Below are 14,933 nucleotides of genomic sequence, written 5' to 3' on the forward strand. Positions count from 1 at the left end.
CCCGAAGGCGGGCGATTCCTGCGCAATGGCGTCTGGCGCATCGGCACAATGGACCGCATTGCCACCACCGACAGGAGATGCCCATGCTGCAAACCGCCGTGGTCGCCGTGCGCGACCGTGCCCGGCTGCAGGAGATCGTCGGCGTGCTGCTGCGCTTCGGGCTGGCCGACCTGGTCGACACGCTGGGCCTGGCCCGCTTCGCGCCACGCGGCAGCCAGCCCCATCCCGAGCATCCGCTGGATGCCAGCCGCCCCGAGCGCCTGCGCATGGCCCTCGAACACCTGGGTCCCAGCTTCGTCAAGCTGGGCCAGATCATGGCCACGCGCTCAGACCTGCTCGCGCCCGAATGGACGGCCGCCCTGCAGCAACTGCACAGCCACGCCGCCCCGCTGCCCTGGAAGACGGCCCAGCCGTTGATCGAGCAGTCGCTGGGCCTGCCCGTGGAGCAGGTGTTCACGCATTTCGACCCCGTGCCGCTGGCCTCGGCCTCCATGGCCCAGGTGTACCGCGCGCGGCTGCCTGCGGCCGAAGACCGGGATGACCGGCAAGACCAGGAGGACGGCAGCGGCAGCGACAGCACCCCTGCGGCCAGCGCTGCCGACATCGAAGTCGTGGTCAAAGTCCAGCGCCCCGGGCTGCGCCCCCAGATCGAAGCCGACCTGCGCCTGCTCGAGCACCTGGCGCTGCTGGCCCAGGAACAATGGCCGCAGCTGGCACGCTACCGCCCGCGCGAAGTCACGCGCCAGCTGGGCCAGGCGCTGCGCGAGGAACTGGATTTCACCGTCGAAGCCCACAACGGCGATGCCGTGGCGCGGCACTTCGCGGCCCAGCCCGAGATCGTCGTGCCGGCCATCCACTGGGCATTGAGCGGGCCGCGCCTGCTGGTGCAGGACTTCGTGCCGGGCGTGCCGGCCTCGGCCGTGGGTGCGGACCCCGCACTGGACGGCCCGCTGCTGGCGCGCCGTGGCGCCTGCGCGTTTTTGCAGATGGTGCTGCGCGACGGCCTGTTCCACGCCGACCCGCACCCCGGCAACCTGCTGGCCCTGCCCGGCAACCGCGTGGGCTTCATCGACTTCGGCATGGTCGGGCGGCTGTCTCCCCAGCGCCGCCGCCAGGTGCTGGGCCTGATGCGCGCCCTGGTCGAGGGCCAGGGCCGCAGCCTCTCGGGCGTGCTGCTGGAATGGGCTGCCGAAAGCGAAATGCCCGGCCGCGCCCCGCCCTCGGCCGCGCGCATCGAGGCCGCCGTGGACCGCTTCGTGACCCGCCATGGCCCCGGCGCCAGCAACGGCCGCCTGGTCATGTCCCGCGCGCTGCAGGACTTCATGGCCCTGGCCCGCGAAACCGGCGTGGCCCTGCCCGCCGACATGGCCCTGCTGCTCAAGGCCCTGATCACGGCCGACCAGGTGCTGCTGCAGCTGGACCCGCAATTCGACGTGGTGCAGACGGCCACGCCCCTGGTCAAGGCCCAGCTGCTGCAGCGCTACTCCCTGCGCAGCCTCGCGCGCCAGCGCCGCGCCGCCATGGCGCAGTGGCTGGAACTGGCCGACGACGCGCCGCACACCCTGCGGCTGGTGATGCAAAGACTGCGCTCGGGCCGGCTGCAGGCCGATCTGGACATACGCCACATCGACCGCCTTTCCCTGGCACTGGAACGCGCCGCCACCCGCCTGGCCCTGGCCGTGGTCTCCGGCGCCTTCATCCTGGGCCTGGCCCCCGGCCTGCTGACCATGGGCCCGCGCCTGTGGGGCATCCCCCTCTTCGCCGCCCTGGGCGTGGCCGGCGCCGCCGCCAGCCTGGCCGTTCTTTTCACCACCATGCGCAGGCAGAAGGCGCTGGATTGATGGCTGGATTGGCGATCAGGAACGCCAAAAAAAGCAGCACCAGCGCATCAGATCAAAGCCGGGCGCCGCCCCCAAAACCGCCACGGCCCAACCCAGAGACACCGAGGAAGGGCCTACGCCGGCCGCGCCGCCCCGCACCGAGGGTGTCGCCGGCTGCCCGTACGCCCCCTCCGCGAAGCGAGAAGGGGCGCCGTGCAACGGGCGACGTGCAACGGGAAGGCGCGCAGCGCCTCAGGGGGTCAGTCCAGCTTCACGCCCGCACTCTTGATGATCGCCCCCCAGCGCTTGGATTCCGCGCGCGACATGGCCAGGAACTGCTCGGGCGTGCCGGGCAGCGCCTCCATGCCGAAGTCCTGCATGCGCTTGACCACGGCGGGGTTGGCCAGGGCCTTGTTGAGTTCGGCGTTCAGGCGCTGCACCACGGCGGGGGGCATCTTGGCCGGGCCCAGGATGCCCTGGAAGGCATAGACCTCGGTATCGGGCACGCCGACCTCGGCCAGCGTGGGCAGCTCGGGCAGGCTGGGCACGCGCTTGCCCGTGCCGATGGCCAGGGCCCGCACCTTGCCCGACTGGATCACAGGCAGGCCCGAGGCCAGGTCCAGGAACATGCAGGGCACCTGGCCGCCCATCACGTCGGCCAGCGCAGGCGCCGCGCCGCGATAGGGGATGTGCGTCAGGAAGGTGCCCGTGCGGTTCTTGAACATCTCCATGGCCAGGTGGTGGGGCGAGCCGTTGCCGGGAGAGGCGTAGTTGACCTGGCCCGGATGCGCCTTCACGTAGGCCAGGAATTCCTTGAAGGTCTTGGCCTCGAAGTTCGGGTTCACCACCAGCGCCATCGGGAAGCGGCTGATGCCGCCGATGTAGGTGAAGTCCTTTTCGGGGTTGAAGGACAGCTTGCTGAACAGGTGCTCGTTGTAGGCCAGCACGGCGTTGTCGGCCGACATGATGGTGTAGCCGTCGGGCTTGGCCGTGGCCACGATCTGGGCGCCGATGTTGGTGGAAGCGCCGGGGCGGTTGTCCACCACGATGGTCTGGTTCAGCGTCTGGCGCATGGCCTCGGCCACGGTGCGCGCCAGCACGTCGGTGCCGCCGCCGGGCGGATAGGGCACGACCCAGCGGATGTTGCTGGCGGGCCAGTCCTGCGCCTGTGCAAAAGGCGCGGCCATGCCGGCGGATGTGGCCGCCACGGCGGCCAGGAATTGTCTACGGTCCATTGTTGTCTCCTGTGGGATGGGTGTGGATGGGTCCTGGCCGCGCCCTGTTGCTCTTGTTCATGGAGGCGGCGGCCGTGTGTTTCAGGGCGGGCTGGCTGCGGGGAACTCCACGCGCTGCACCTTGAAGCCCTGGGCCGCCAGCAGCGCCGGCAGGCCGCGCGTGCCCACCATGTGCAGGGCGCCCACGGCGGCGAACACGCTGCGGCCGGAACGGATCTGCCGCGCCACTTCGCGCGCCAGGCCGGGGTTGCGGCCATAGACCATGCGGTCGTAGTCGGCGCGCTCGGCGGCATTGGCCATGCAGTCGCACCAGTCGGGCAGGCTCTCCAGCAGGTGGATGCGGCCATCGGCCCAGACGCGTGCGATCAGTCCCAGCTTCTGGGAGGCGATGCCGCTTTCCAGCTGGCGCAGGCCGGACTCCAACGTCTCGGCCACGCGCGCGGGGTCGTCCGAGACCAGTTCGCGCAGTTGCAGCTCGGGCGTCTCCAGCGACAGCACGGGCTTGCCCAGGGCCAGCGCCACGCCGGCCAGCGAGAAATCGATGCCATAGGACGCGTCCAGCCCCTCGCTGCGGCCGGCCAGCGACAACAGGGAGATCACCTGGGCGTCGGGGCGCAGCAGGGCCAGCTCGGGGCCGGCGCAGGCCAGGCGCCTTTGCTCCTCAAGCCGGCGCTGGAGATCGCCGCGCAGCGGCGGCGCATCGGGCCGCGCCTGCATGCCTGCGAACAAGACCTTCATGACCTCGGGATCGAGGATGTTCAGCTCCAGCGCCAGGCTGTCGGAGGCGCGCAGCGCGTCCGCCACCGTGGGGCCGGGCACGCTCCAGTCAAGCTTGGCCGCATGCATGGTCCCGTAGAGCCAGCTGGTGCGGCCCCGGTGCTCGATGCGCCACAGCAGTCCACGGTCCTGCGCCTTGCGCTGCATGGCGCGGATCTCGTCCGGGCTGGGCATGCGCGCCTCGGGCGGGCAGGTGACGGGGTCCGCGGCCGGGGGCGCCGCGAATGCCGCGGCCAGCGGCGACAGCGCCAGCGCGGCCAGGCCGGCGCGCAGCGACCTGCCCGCCAGGCGCCACCAGGGTGCGCAGACGCGGCTCATTCGGCAGGCTCGACGATGTTCTGGTCGATGGCGCCGAAGATGCTCTGGCCGTCCTTGCCCTTCATCTCGATGCGGATGGTGTCGCCAAAGCGCATGAACTCGGTCTTGGGCGCGCCGTCCTGGATGGTCTCTATGCAGCGCTTCTCCGCAATGCAGCTGTAGCCCTTGGGCCATTCCATGCGCCGGTTCTTGCCCTTGCCGCTTTCCACGCCCTTGTTGCTCACGGTGCCGCTGCCCACGATGGAGCCGGCGCGCACATTGCGCGTCTTGCAGATATGGGCGATGAGCTGGCCGAAGTGAAAGCTCATGTCCTCGCCCGCATCGCACATGCCGACCTTGCGGCCGTTCCAGGTGGACTGCAGCGTCAGGTGCAGGCGGCCGCCCTTCCAGGCGTCGCCCAGCTCGTCCAGCGTCACGGCCACGGGGCTGAAGGAGGTGGCGGGCTTGGACTGGAAGAAGCCGAAGCCCTTGGACAGCTCATTGGGGATCAGGTTGCGCAGGCTCACGTCGTTGGCCAGCATGACCAGGCGCACGCCGCCCAGCGCACGCTCGGGCGTGGCGCCCATGGGCACGTCGGCGGTGATGACGGCGATCTCGGCCTCGAAGTCGATGCCCATGGACTCGCTGGGCACCACCACGTCGTCGCAGGGGCCCAGGAAATCGTCGCTGCCGCCCTGGTACATCAGCGGGTCGGTGTAGAAATTGGCGGGCACCTCGGCGCCGCGCGCCTGGCGCACCAGCTCCACATGATTGATGTAGGCCGAGCCGTCGGCCCATTGGTAGGCACGCGGCAGCGGCGCCATGCACTGGCGCGGATCGAAGGCAAAGGCATGGACCGCCTTGCCGCTGTTGAGCAGGTGGTACAGGTCCTGCAGCTGGGGCGCCATGTAGCTCCAGTCGTCGAGCACCTGCTGCAGGCGGCTCGCTATGCCGGTCGCATAATGGGCCTGGCTCAGGTCGCGTGACACCACGACCAGTTGCCCATCCCGCGATCCGTCCTTGTATGTGGCAAGTTTCATGCTGCTCCCCCGTGCCGCCGCCGCGCGCCACGGCATCCGGGCAGCGGCCTGGATACCCATGGCGACGCAGCCACGAATTACGATAAGTTAAATTGATTTAACTAAACAAAACCAAATTCTATTGCAATGGACAAGGAACGCGCAGGGATTCAATCGGTCGAGGTCGGTTTTACATTGCTGGAGGCGCTGACGCGCGCCCGGGGCCCGCAGATGCTCAAGGACCTGGCGTCCGACGCCGGCATGAGCGCCGCCAAGGCGCACCGCTACCTCGTGAGCTTCCAGCGCATCGGCCTGGTCACCCAGGACGCGCGCACCTCCCGCTACGACCTGGGCCCGGCCTCGCTCAAGCTGGGCCTGGCCTCGCTGGCGCGGCTGGACCCCGTGCGGCTGGCGCGCGAACGCATGCCCGCACTCATGGAGCGCATCCACCACACGGCGGCCATCGCCGTCTGGGGCAACCACGGGCCGACCATCGTGCACTGGGAGGAAAGCGCCCAGTCGGTCACCGCCAACCTGCGCCTGGGCGATGTCATGCCCATGCTGGCCTCGGCCACCGGGCGCTGCTTCGCGGCCTGGCTGCCGCGCGAGGTCACGGCCCCGCTGCTGGAGCCCGAAGTGGACAAGGCCCGCCGCATCCAGCGCAAGGACCTGCCGCTCACCCCCGAGGCCATAGACGCCATGCTGGCCGAGGTGCGCGAGCGCGGCACCGCCCGCGTGGTCGATACCGTGCTGCCCGGCATCGTGGCCTTTTGCACGCCGGTCTTCGACTCCTCGGGCCATATCGTGCTGGGCCTGACCACGCTGGGCTCGATTGCAACTTTCGACCCCGAATACGGCGGCGCCATCGACGCGCCGCTGCGCGAGGCCTGCGTGCAGCTGTCCCAGGACCTGGGCTGGAATGCCTGAGATGAAGCTACACCCCCTGAGTCGCTTCGCGCCTTCCCCCTGGAAGGGGGACGACAGCCTCGCTGCGGGGCGGCGCGGCCGGCGTAGGCCCTTGCTCGCTGTCCCTGGCCTTGGGCCGCGCCGGTTTCATGGGCTGTGGGTGGCGCGCAGCACTATGGATAACTGACATGAGTCTACGCCAGCGCGCCCTGCCCGCCCTCACCGCCGTGGTGCTGGGCGTGCACGCCCTGGCCCTGCTGGGCCTGCCGCTGTGGAGCCAGGTATCGGCGCCGCACACCGAGGTGGCAGCCATGCAGACGCGGGCGCTGTCCCTGCCCGAGCCACCCGCCCCCCCGCCTGCAGCACCCGTACCCGCACCGAAGGCGCCTGCGCCCAAGCCGCAGCAGCCTCGCCCCAAGGTCCAGCGCCCGGCACCCGCGCCCACGCCCGAGCCGCTGGACACGCCCATCCGCGAAACCGTGGAGCCCTTGCCGATGGCCGCAGCGCCGGAGCCTGCTGCATCGGAAGCCTCTGAAACCGCCGATGCCGGCAGCGGGGCAACCCCGGCCACACCGCCGGCGCCGCCTGCTCCCAAGCCCGAACCCGAAACACCGTCCACACCCTCGGCCGGCCTGGCCCAGGGCATGGCCATCACCTCGCCCGACGGCACGCCGCTGGCCTCCGACGCCCCCGTTCCCGTGCAACTGCCCGATCCCGCGCGGCTGTCGTTCGCCGTCACCGGCCAGGCCAAGCGCTTCAACTACTCGGCCAGTGCCGAGCTGGTCTGGCGCCATGCCAACGGCCAGTACCGGGCCAGCCAGGAAGTCAGCCTGTTCCTGCTGGGCTCGCGCTCGCAGACCAGCGAGGGCCGCATCACCGACAGGGGCCTGGAGCCCAGCCGCTTCAACGACAAGGCACGCAAGGAGCAATCGGCGCAGCTGGCGTTCGACCAGAACCTGGCGCACTTCAGCACGGGCGCGCCCGATGCCGCCATCGCGCCCGGCGCGCAGGACCGGCTCAGCGTGTTCCTGCAACTGTCGGCCCTGCTGGCGGCGGCGCCGCAGCGCTACCCTGCGGGCACGCAGATCAGCTTCATCACCGTCAGCGCACGGCGCGCCGACCGCTGGACCTTCCGCGTGGGCGAGACCGAGACGCTGGACCTGCCCTCGGGCAGCACGCAGGCGCTGCGGCTGGACAAGATCGCGGCGGCCGGCGATGACCAGCAGGCCTCGCTGTGGCTGGCGCCGTCCATGCAATACCTGCCCGTGCGCATCCGGCTGGCGCAGGACAACGGCGACTTCGCCGACCTGCAGCTCAAGGGCCGCCAGGCGCCCTGATCGCGGGTAGGCCGGCACTTGCAGGCACCGCTGCCGCCCGCCTACCACAGCGCGGCCTGCGGCGCACGCCGCCGCGCATGCCAATCCGTGGAATACTGCATGCAAGTGCCTGTGATAGATCGGGACCCCCACGGTTCTTGAAATCCGGCGCTTCGCAGCCATGTAGGCTGTGCGACGCCCGGCAACGGGCCAGAAAGGGAACACCATGCAAATGCTTTACGACTCCGAATCTTTTGTGGTGCTCCATCTGCGTCCCGACATGGATCCGGATGCAACGGCTGGCAATGAGGCAGTCGACACCGCCCGCCAACTGCCACGCCACGGCTTCGAGATCGTGGACAAGCGCTCGGGCAAGGAGGTCTACCTGGACGGCTCCTGGGCCGAGATGTTCCAAAAGCAGATCATTGCCTGGCAGCTCGACGCCCCCACCGAGGAAGAGGTGGAAGACGCGCTGGATCGCTACGCCGGCCTGGCCCAGCAGCCCGTCGTGGTCCACTGACAGCACACAGCGCACGGCCCCCTGAAGGGGCCGCGTGCCGAGCCCGCCGCAGGTTCTCTGCGGCGGGCTTTTTCTTTGGGCGCGGCCATTGCACGGACCCTGGTGCTTTCACCGATCCGCAGCCTGCGCCTCCTGCCTAGAATCCTGAGCGCAGGTTCAAGATTTGAAGACCATCTGTGAGATGGTCTTGTCGCGCCTGTGTGGTGTGCGCCGGCCTCTTGCAGACAACCAGGAGGCAGCGATGCAAACCACAGGCCACAGCATTCGTGGCGTTCAGGATGTCATCTCGTACATCGACGCACGCCAGGGCATTTCAGGCCGCGCCGGCACCATCTGGTGGCTGGCACTCGGCGGCCTTTTCCTCGACGCCTTTTCCAACTCCGCGCTCAGCGTGGGCCTGGGGCCCATGACGCGCGACCAGCAGCTCACGCCGGCCGAGGTGGCCTGGATGACGTCGCTGGCCTCCTGGGTGTCCATCGCCTTCAACCCCATCGGCGGCTGGATGGCCGACCGCTGGGGCCGCATGCGCCCCCTGGTCATCGCCAAGGTGCTGGCCGTGGCCGGTGCGCTGCTGGTCAGCATGGCGCCCGACTACGCCACCATCCTCTTCGGCCGCTTCTTCGTGGGCGCGGCCTATGGCATCGACTTCGCCATCGCCATGGCGGTGCTGGCCGAATTCACGCCCGCCCGCCTCAAGAGCCGGCTCAATGTCTGGCAGGGCATGTGGTACATGGCTGTGTGCAGCAACCTGGTGCTGGCGCTGTGGTTCCACTCCTGGGACGTGGGCGATTCGCTGTGGCGCTACTCGGTCGCGGCCACCGCCGTGTTCGGCGTGTTCATCCTGGGCATGCAGGCCGCGCTGCTGGTGGAAAGCCCCACCTGGCTGGCACGCAAGGAGCGGCTTGATGACGCGGCCCGCGCCATGACGCGCATCTATGGCCAGACCTTCAGGGCAGCGCCCCTTGCCGAGCGCCTGCCCGTGCTCAACCCGGCCCGGCGCGGCCTGGCCAATGTGCTGCTGATCTTTCGCGGCATCTACCTGCCGCGCACGCTGCTGGCGGCCACGGTGCAGATAGGCCAGTCCATCCAGTACTTTGCCGTGGGCTGGTACCTGCCGCTGATCAGCGCCTCGCTGTTCGGCAAGGACTTCCGCGAGGCCACGCTGGGCGCGCTGGTGTTCAACGTGTTCGGCATCGTCGGCGGCTTCCTGTCGCCCGTCATCGGGCGCCGGCTGGGCCTGCGACGGGCCTCGGCCTTCGGCTTTGCGCTGGTGTTCCTGATGCTGCTGGTGCTGGGCCTGTTCAACGGCCGCATGCCCATCTGGCTGGCCGTGGCCGTGCCCTCGCTGTTCATCCTCTTTCACTCGGGCGGGCCCGGCGCCAACGGCAAGAGCCTGTCCACGCTGTCGTTCCGCAGCGAGCTGCGCGCGGGCGCCAACGGCGTGATCGGCGCGCTGGGCGCCATGGGCGCGGCGCTGGGGCTGCTGGTGTTCCCGCTGTTCCGCCAGCAGTACGGGCTGGAGAACACCTTCCTCATCCTGTCCGTGGTGCCGCTGCTGGCCAGCATCGTCTGCTTTTCCATCCGCTGGGACCCCACGCGCACCACCGTGAACCCCGACGACGAGCCCGGCGCGCCCCAGTTCGCGGACGACGCCGCCCCGCCCGCCAAGGTCGCTCAAACCACCGCCTGAAAGAGACCACCCCATGCACCATGAAGCCGTGATCCTTTGCATAGACGAAGGCACCTCGGGCACGCGCGCCGCCGTCGTGGGACGCGACGGGCAGGTGTCCGCCCAGGACTATCTGCCGCTGGAAATCCACTGCCCGCGCCCCGGCGTGGTCGAGCAGGACGCCGACCTGCTGCTGGAGCGCACGCTGGACGTGTGCCGCCGCGCCATCGCCCGCGCCCAGGGCAGCGGCCAGCAGATCGTGGCCCTGGCCATTGCCAACCAGCGCTGCTCGGCCGTGCTCTGGGACACGGTCACAGGCCGGTCGCTGGCCCCCATCATGGTATGGCAGGACTCGCGCCACCGCGACGAACTGGCCCTGCTGGCCGGCGACTGGGATGCCCGGCTGATCCGCCACGCGGGCCGGCCCGTGGGCGTGCGTTCGCCTTACCTGTGGGCCGCGCGCAAGCTGCGTGAGGATGCGGCCGTGGCCCGTGCCTGGCAGCAGCGCCGCCTGGCCTTCGGCACCATCGACTCCTGGCTGCTGTGGCATCTGTCGGATGCGCGCGCCGTGGTCACCACGCCCACCAATGTGACCTCGGGCAACGCCTATGCATTGGGCGATCACCGTTATCTGCAGGACTGGCTGGACGCGCTGGAGTTTCCCGCCGAGCTGCTGCCCCGCCTGTGCGAGGACGTGCAGGACTTCGGCCGCACGCGCAGCGAGCTGCTGGGCCTGGCCGTGCCCATCCTGGCCTGCGCGGGCGACCAGCATGCGGCCGCCGTGGGCCTGGGCTGCCTGGAGCGGGGCCAGGCGCTGTGCGTGCATGGCACGGGCAGCTTCGTCGATGTGCTCACGGGAACAAAGCTGCCCGCGCATGACGCGGCCCACGAAAGCTCGCTGACCATGACCGCGCGGCGCATGGGCGGTGTCTCGCGCTATGCCATCGAGACCTATGTGCCCACCACCGGCTCGGCGCTCAACTGGATCTGCGAGAAGCTGCAGTGGTTCGACAACCCGCAGCAGATCAGCAACCTGGCCCGCGAGGCCGAGACGCCGGCCGACCTGGTCTTCATCCCCGCGCTCACGGGCCTGCGCCTGCCGGCCATGGAGCCGGGCGCGCGGGCCTCGATCTCGGGCGTGTCCATGGCCACCTCGCGGCCGCAGCTGGCGCGCTCCATCCTCGAAGGCATTGCGCATTCCGTGGCCTCCTGCGTGCAGGCGGACGAGGCGGCCTCGGGCACCGAGGTGGGCGAGCTGCTGGTGGGCGGCGGCCTGTCGGGCAGCGATGCGCTGCTGCAGATCCAGGCCGACCTGGGCGGCCTGCCCGTGCGACGCCTGGCCGATACCGACAAGGCCAGCCTGCGCGGCATCGCCTTCATGGCCGGCAGCGCGGGCCTGCTGTGGGACGGGCTGGAGCAGGCCTGCGCCACGCTGCGCACCGAAGCGGTCTTCACCCCGCGCATGGCGGCCGACGAGCGCGGCGAGCGCCGCCGCATCTGGCGCGCCCGCGTGGGCGACGAACTGGCCCGCGCCCGGGCCCCCGGCCGCAGCGCCGCCCTGGAGGGCTGCGCATGATGCAATGGCCCTTTGGCAAGGAGCGCAGGGACAGCGCCGCACTGACCCAGACCGCGCCGCTGCAGCTGCAGCGCGCGGACCAGCTCACGCGGCTGGGTGACGAGGCCTTCGACCTGCTGGTCATCGGTGGCGGCATCACGGGCGCCTATGCGGCGCTGGACGCCAGCCTGCGCGGCCTGCGCGTGGCGCTGGTGGAGAAGGACGACTTCGCCTCGGGCACCTCGTCCAAGTCCTCCAAGATGGTGCACGGCGGCCTGCGCTACATCGAGCAGGGCAACCTGGGACTGGTGCGGCACTCGCTGCTGGAGCGCCAGCGCCTGCGCCGCAATGCGCGGCACCTGGTGCAGCGCCTGCCCTTCCTGTTTCCCGTGATGGAGCGCGACGGCGTCTTCGACGCCCGCCTGGCCAAGGCCTTCGGCAGCCTGCTGTGGACCTATGACCTGGCCGGCGGCTGGCGCGAAGGCATCCTGCACCGCAAGCTCGGCAAGGCCGAGGTGCTGTCGCACTGCCCGAGCTTTCGCGAAGAGCAGCTCCTGGGCGGCTACATGTACTTCGACGCGCGCGTGGACGATGCGCGGCTCACGCTGGCCGTGGCGCGCACGGCGGCCTTCCATGGCGCGGCCGTGCTCAACCACTGCCAGGCCACCGCCGTCACGCGCAACGCCCACGGCCGCGTGGACGGCGCCATCGTCCAGGCCGATGGCCGCGAGATCACGGTGCGCGCGCGCAGCGTGGTCATGGCCACGGGCGTGTGGCTGCGCGACTGGGATGGCCGCAAGCCCGGCCAGGAGCCCCGGCTGCATGTGCGCCCCGCAAAAGGCGTGCACGTGGCCATTCCCTGGCTGCGCATACGCAACGACTGCACCGTCACCATTCCCGTGCCGGGCCGCAGCCGGCGCGCCACCATCACGCGCTGGGGCGATGTCTCCTACCTGGGCACCACCGACGAGGACTACGCAGGCGGCCTGGACGATGTGCACTGCACGCGCACCGAGCTGGATTTCCTGCTGGAAGGCGCCCGATCGGCGCTCAGGGTGGACCTGTCGCCCGAGGACGTGGTCGGCTCCATCGCCGGCTGCCGCCCCCTGGTCGGCCCGCCCGGCGGCAAGACCGTGGAGATGAAGCGCAACCACGAAATCCATGTGGCGGCCGACGGCCTGGTCACCATCGTCGGCGGCAAGCTCACCACCTCGCGCCACATGGCCGAGCAGACCGTGGACGCCGTGGAGAAACTGCTGGGCCGGCGCACGCGCTGCACCACCACCTCTGCCTTTGTGCTGGGTGCGGCCGGCTACGACGCCCAGGCCATCACGGCCACGGGCGGCCTGTCGGCCCACCTGGGCGAGCGCTACGGCACGGAGGCGCGCTTCGTCAGCGACCTGCTGGCCGCACGGCCCGAACTGGCCCGGCCCATCGTGCAGGGACTGCCCCATACCGAGGCCGAAGTCCTCTACGCCGTGCGCCACGAAATGGCGGCCAGCGTGGACGACGTGCTCTCGCGCCGCCTGCGCGCCCGCCTCATGGCGCGCGATGCCTCGGCCCACGCCGCGCAGCGCGTGGGCGACATCCTGGCCGATGAACTGGGACTGACACCCGCGCAGGTCGCGCAACAGGTCCACGACTACCGCCGCGCCGTGGAGCGCGAAAAACAGATTTTGATGGGAGACATCCAATGCTGAGCAAAGACGCAATCGCCCGCGGCTACAACCGCCGCAACTACGTGGTGGGCGCCCCCACGACCCCAGGCTGGGCGGCGCAGGCCGCACCTGCAGCCGACCGCCCTGCCTCCGAAGGTCCTGCCTGCGGCCTGCAGCACGAACCCGTGGCCGTGCCCGAGGCCGCGCTCGCCGCGCTGCGCGCCGCCTGCGACCGCGTGCAGACCGAGCGCGCCGACATCGTCGCCGGCACGCGCGACTGGTGGGCGCGCACCATGGTGGCCGAGACCTCGGGCCACCCGGCCACGCCACAGGCCGTCATCGCCCATGCATCCACCGTGGAGCAGGTGCAGGCCGTGATGCGCATTGCCGACGCGCACGCCATTCCCGTCACCGTCTCGGCCGGGCGCAGCAACGTCACGGGCGCGGCCCTGCCCCTGCGCGGCGGCATCGTGCTGGACCTGTGCGAACTCAATCGCTTCATCGCCATGGACGAGCAAAGCCAGATCGTCGAGGTCGAGGCCGGCATGTTCGGCGACGTGTTCGAGGAAACCATCCAGCGCCGCCACGGCATGACCATGGGCCACTGGCCCTCGTCCTTCGGCATCAGCACCGTGGGCGGCTGGGTGGCCTGCCGGGGCGCGGGCCAGCTGTCCACGCGCTACGGAAAGATCGAGGACATGGTCCACGGCATGGACGTGGTGCTGGCCGATGGCCGCCTCGTCACCGTGGGCGGCTACGCGCGCGCGGCCATCGGCCCGGACCTGCAGCAGCTGTTCATCGGCTCGGAAGGCACGCTGGGCGTGATCGTGCGCATCCGCTTCAAGCTGCACCGCCTGCCCGACCACGGCCGCGCCATCGCCTATGGCTTCGCCAGCTTTGCCCAGGGCCTGGAGGCCTGCCGCCAGATCCTGCAGCAAGGCGCCAACCCCGCCGCGCTGCGGCTGTATGACGCGTTGGAAAGCGGCGTGCAATTCGGCCGCAGCGACCTCAACGTGCTGCTGATCGCCGACGAAGGCGCGCCCGAGATCGTCGATGCCGTCATGGCCATCTGCGAGCGTGTGTGTGCACCTTTGGGAGAACGGCTGGACGGCGCCGCCACCCTGGAGCGCTGGCTGGACACGCGCTACCTGACCGGCAAGAGCGCCGAGGGCTTCAAGAAAGGCCCCGGTTTCGTCGCCGACACGCTGGAGATGTGCGGCCCCTGGAAAGACCTGCCGGCCATCTACGAGGAAGTGGTCGCCGCCCTGCAGGCCATCCCCGGCACCCTGGCCGGATCGGCCCACCAGTCGCATGCCTATGTGGATGGCGCCTGCCTGTACTTTTCGCTGCGCGGCGAGGTGGCCGTGGACCAGCGCGCCCAGTGGTACCGCGCGGCCTGGGACGCGGCCAACGCCGTGCTGCTGCGCCACGGCGCCACGCTCAGCCACCACCACGGCGTGGGCCTGCTGCGCGCGCCCTACATGCGGCAATCGCTGGGCCCGGCCTTTGCGCTGCTGGAGGCCACCAAGCGCATGCTGGACCCCAAGAACCTGCTCAACCCCGGCAAGCTGGGGCTGGACCTCTGACATGGGCCGCCCGGACAACTCCCTGGGCGCGCGGCTGGCGCGCCGCCCCGTCATCGCCACCCTGTACGGGGCCGAGCAGATGGACGCGCTGCTGGCCAGCCAGGCCGAAGTCGCCATCGTCGCCAACATCGAACTGCGCCGCCTGCGCTCGGTGATCTCCACCATCACCGGGGCGGGCAAGATCGCCATCGTCAACATCGACAGCTGCGACGGCATCTCGCCCGACAAGGGCGGCGTGGACTACCTTGTGGACCTGGGCGCCAGCAGCCTGCTGTCCACGCGCGTGGCCACCATCCAGCGCGCCAACAAGGCCGGGCTGCTGACCATGCAAAAGGTCTTCGTCACCGACCGCTCCACCTGGCCGCGCAGCATCAAGGCCGTGGAGCAGAGCGACCCCAACCTCGTGCAGATCATGCCCGCCCCCATGCTGGCCCACATCACCGAGGCCGAGCGCCGCATCCTGCCGCCCCTGGTGGCCTCGGGCTTCGTCTGCAGCCAGGAGCAGGTCCAGCAAGCGCTGGCCGGTGGGGCGATTGCGGTGTCTACCAGCGACAGTGGGCTGTGGTGAGGTGGGC

12 protein-coding genes are annotated in these 14,933 nt (G+C 70.3%); 9 read left to right on the plus strand and 3 right to left on the minus strand.

Translation table 11 applies throughout. The features are described from left to right. Positions 1-83: 83 nt before the first annotated feature. The gene (locus tag AC57B5_RS16300) at positions 84-1,841 is read left to right on the plus strand and encodes an ABC1 kinase family protein (protein WP_496399925.1); all 1,758 of its coding nucleotides are present in this window, start codon (positions 84-86) and stop codon (positions 1,839-1,841) included. Between the two features lie 239 nt (positions 1,842-2,080). Here the strand turns inward: AC57B5_RS16300 and AC57B5_RS16305 are convergent, their stop codons facing one another. The 3 genes from AC57B5_RS16305 to AC57B5_RS16315 all read right to left on the minus strand — a co-directional run bounded on the left by AC57B5_RS16305 (position 2,081) and on the right by AC57B5_RS16315 (position 5,169). Beyond that, positions 2,081-3,055, minus strand: coding sequence for a Bug family tripartite tricarboxylate transporter substrate binding protein (locus AC57B5_RS16305; RefSeq protein ID WP_071954246.1), 975 nt, complete (start codon positions 3,053-3,055; stop codon positions 2,081-2,083). A gap of 81 nt (positions 3,056-3,136) precedes the next feature. After that, positions 3,137-4,150, minus strand: coding sequence for a TraB/GumN family protein (locus AC57B5_RS16310; RefSeq protein ID WP_496399926.1), 1,014 nt, complete (start codon positions 4,148-4,150; stop codon positions 3,137-3,139). After that, positions 4,147-5,169, minus strand: coding sequence for a fumarylacetoacetate hydrolase family protein (locus tag AC57B5_RS16315; protein WP_034390060.1), 1,023 nt, complete (start codon positions 5,167-5,169; stop codon positions 4,147-4,149). The genes AC57B5_RS16310 and AC57B5_RS16315 overlap by 4 nt, the downstream gene beginning before the upstream one ends. Before the next feature lie 126 nt (positions 5,170-5,295). Between AC57B5_RS16315 and AC57B5_RS16320 the strand changes: the two genes are divergently transcribed. From AC57B5_RS16320 to AC57B5_RS16355, 8 genes are all read left to right on the plus strand, one after another. Beyond that, entirely contained in the window at positions 5,296-6,075 is a 780-nt protein-coding gene (locus AC57B5_RS16320; RefSeq protein WP_012203056.1) for an IclR family transcriptional regulator, read from the plus strand. 167 nt (positions 6,076-6,242) lie between these two features. Next, positions 6,243-7,391 (plus strand): DUF3108 domain-containing protein, encoded by a 1,149-nt coding sequence (locus AC57B5_RS16325; protein ID WP_496399927.1) that lies wholly within the window; start codon positions 6,243-6,245, stop codon positions 7,389-7,391. Between the two features lie 205 nt (positions 7,392-7,596). Beyond that, positions 7,597-7,890, plus strand: coding sequence for a BTH_I0359 family protein (locus tag AC57B5_RS16330; protein ID WP_012203054.1), 294 nt, complete (start codon positions 7,597-7,599; stop codon positions 7,888-7,890). 241 nt (positions 7,891-8,131) lie between these two features. Beyond that, positions 8,132-9,580: an MFS transporter gene (locus AC57B5_RS16335; protein ID WP_034390051.1), complete on the plus strand. Its 1,449-nt coding sequence runs from the start codon at positions 8,132-8,134 to the stop codon at positions 9,578-9,580. Positions 9,581-9,593: 13 nt separating this feature from the next. Continuing rightward, positions 9,594-11,135 carry an FGGY family carbohydrate kinase gene (locus AC57B5_RS16340; protein ID WP_496399928.1) on the plus strand — a complete coding sequence of 514 codons (1,542 nt, stop codon included), beginning with the start codon at positions 9,594-9,596 and terminating at the stop codon, positions 11,133-11,135. Continuing rightward, on the plus strand, positions 11,132-12,814 hold the full coding sequence (locus tag AC57B5_RS16345; RefSeq protein WP_496399929.1) for a glycerol-3-phosphate dehydrogenase/oxidase: 1,683 nt from the start codon (positions 11,132-11,134) through the stop codon (positions 12,812-12,814). The genes AC57B5_RS16340 and AC57B5_RS16345 overlap by 4 nt, the downstream gene beginning before the upstream one ends. After that, entirely contained in the window at positions 12,808-14,358 is a 1,551-nt protein-coding gene (locus AC57B5_RS16350; protein ID WP_012203050.1) for an FAD-binding oxidoreductase, read from the plus strand. The genes AC57B5_RS16345 and AC57B5_RS16350 overlap by 7 nt, the downstream gene beginning before the upstream one ends. 1 nt (position 14,359) lies before the next feature. Continuing rightward, the gene (locus AC57B5_RS16355) at positions 14,360-14,926 is read left to right on the plus strand and encodes a glycerol-3-phosphate responsive antiterminator (RefSeq protein WP_012203049.1); all 567 of its coding nucleotides are present in this window, start codon (positions 14,360-14,362) and stop codon (positions 14,924-14,926) included. The last annotated feature ends 7 nt before the right edge of the window (positions 14,927-14,933 follow it).

The organism is Delftia sp. BGA-UO-ETr-SB1 (assembly GCF_059567865.1).

What these genes read in the sequence shown, in the direction of transcription:
- AC57B5_RS16300 (WP_496399925.1), top strand. Translation starts at nt 84, where the DNA reads ATGCTGCAAACCGCCGTGGTCGCCGTGCGCGACCGTGCCCGGCTGCAG.
- AC57B5_RS16305 (WP_071954246.1), bottom strand. Translation starts at nt 3,055, where the DNA reads ATGGACCGTAGACAATTCCTGGCCGCCGTGGCGGCCACATCCGCCGGC.
- AC57B5_RS16310 (WP_496399926.1), bottom strand. Translation starts at nt 4,150, where the DNA reads ATGAGCCGCGTCTGCGCACCCTGGTGGCGCCTGGCGGGCAGGTCGCTG.
- AC57B5_RS16315 (WP_034390060.1), bottom strand. Translation starts at nt 5,169, where the DNA reads ATGAAACTTGCCACATACAAGGACGGATCGCGGGATGGGCAACTGGTC.
- AC57B5_RS16320 (WP_012203056.1), top strand. Translation starts at nt 5,296, where the DNA reads ATGGACAAGGAACGCGCAGGGATTCAATCGGTCGAGGTCGGTTTTACA.
- AC57B5_RS16325 (WP_496399927.1), top strand. Translation starts at nt 6,243, where the DNA reads ATGAGTCTACGCCAGCGCGCCCTGCCCGCCCTCACCGCCGTGGTGCTG.
- AC57B5_RS16330 (WP_012203054.1), top strand. Translation starts at nt 7,597, where the DNA reads ATGCAAATGCTTTACGACTCCGAATCTTTTGTGGTGCTCCATCTGCGT.
- AC57B5_RS16335 (WP_034390051.1), top strand. Translation starts at nt 8,132, where the DNA reads ATGCAAACCACAGGCCACAGCATTCGTGGCGTTCAGGATGTCATCTCG.
- AC57B5_RS16340 (WP_496399928.1), top strand. Translation starts at nt 9,594, where the DNA reads ATGCACCATGAAGCCGTGATCCTTTGCATAGACGAAGGCACCTCGGGC.
- AC57B5_RS16345 (WP_496399929.1), top strand. Translation starts at nt 11,132, where the DNA reads ATGATGCAATGGCCCTTTGGCAAGGAGCGCAGGGACAGCGCCGCACTG.
- AC57B5_RS16350 (WP_012203050.1), top strand. Translation starts at nt 12,808, where the DNA reads ATGCTGAGCAAAGACGCAATCGCCCGCGGCTACAACCGCCGCAACTAC.
- AC57B5_RS16355 (WP_012203049.1), top strand. Translation starts at nt 14,360, where the DNA reads ATGGGCCGCCCGGACAACTCCCTGGGCGCGCGGCTGGCGCGCCGCCCC.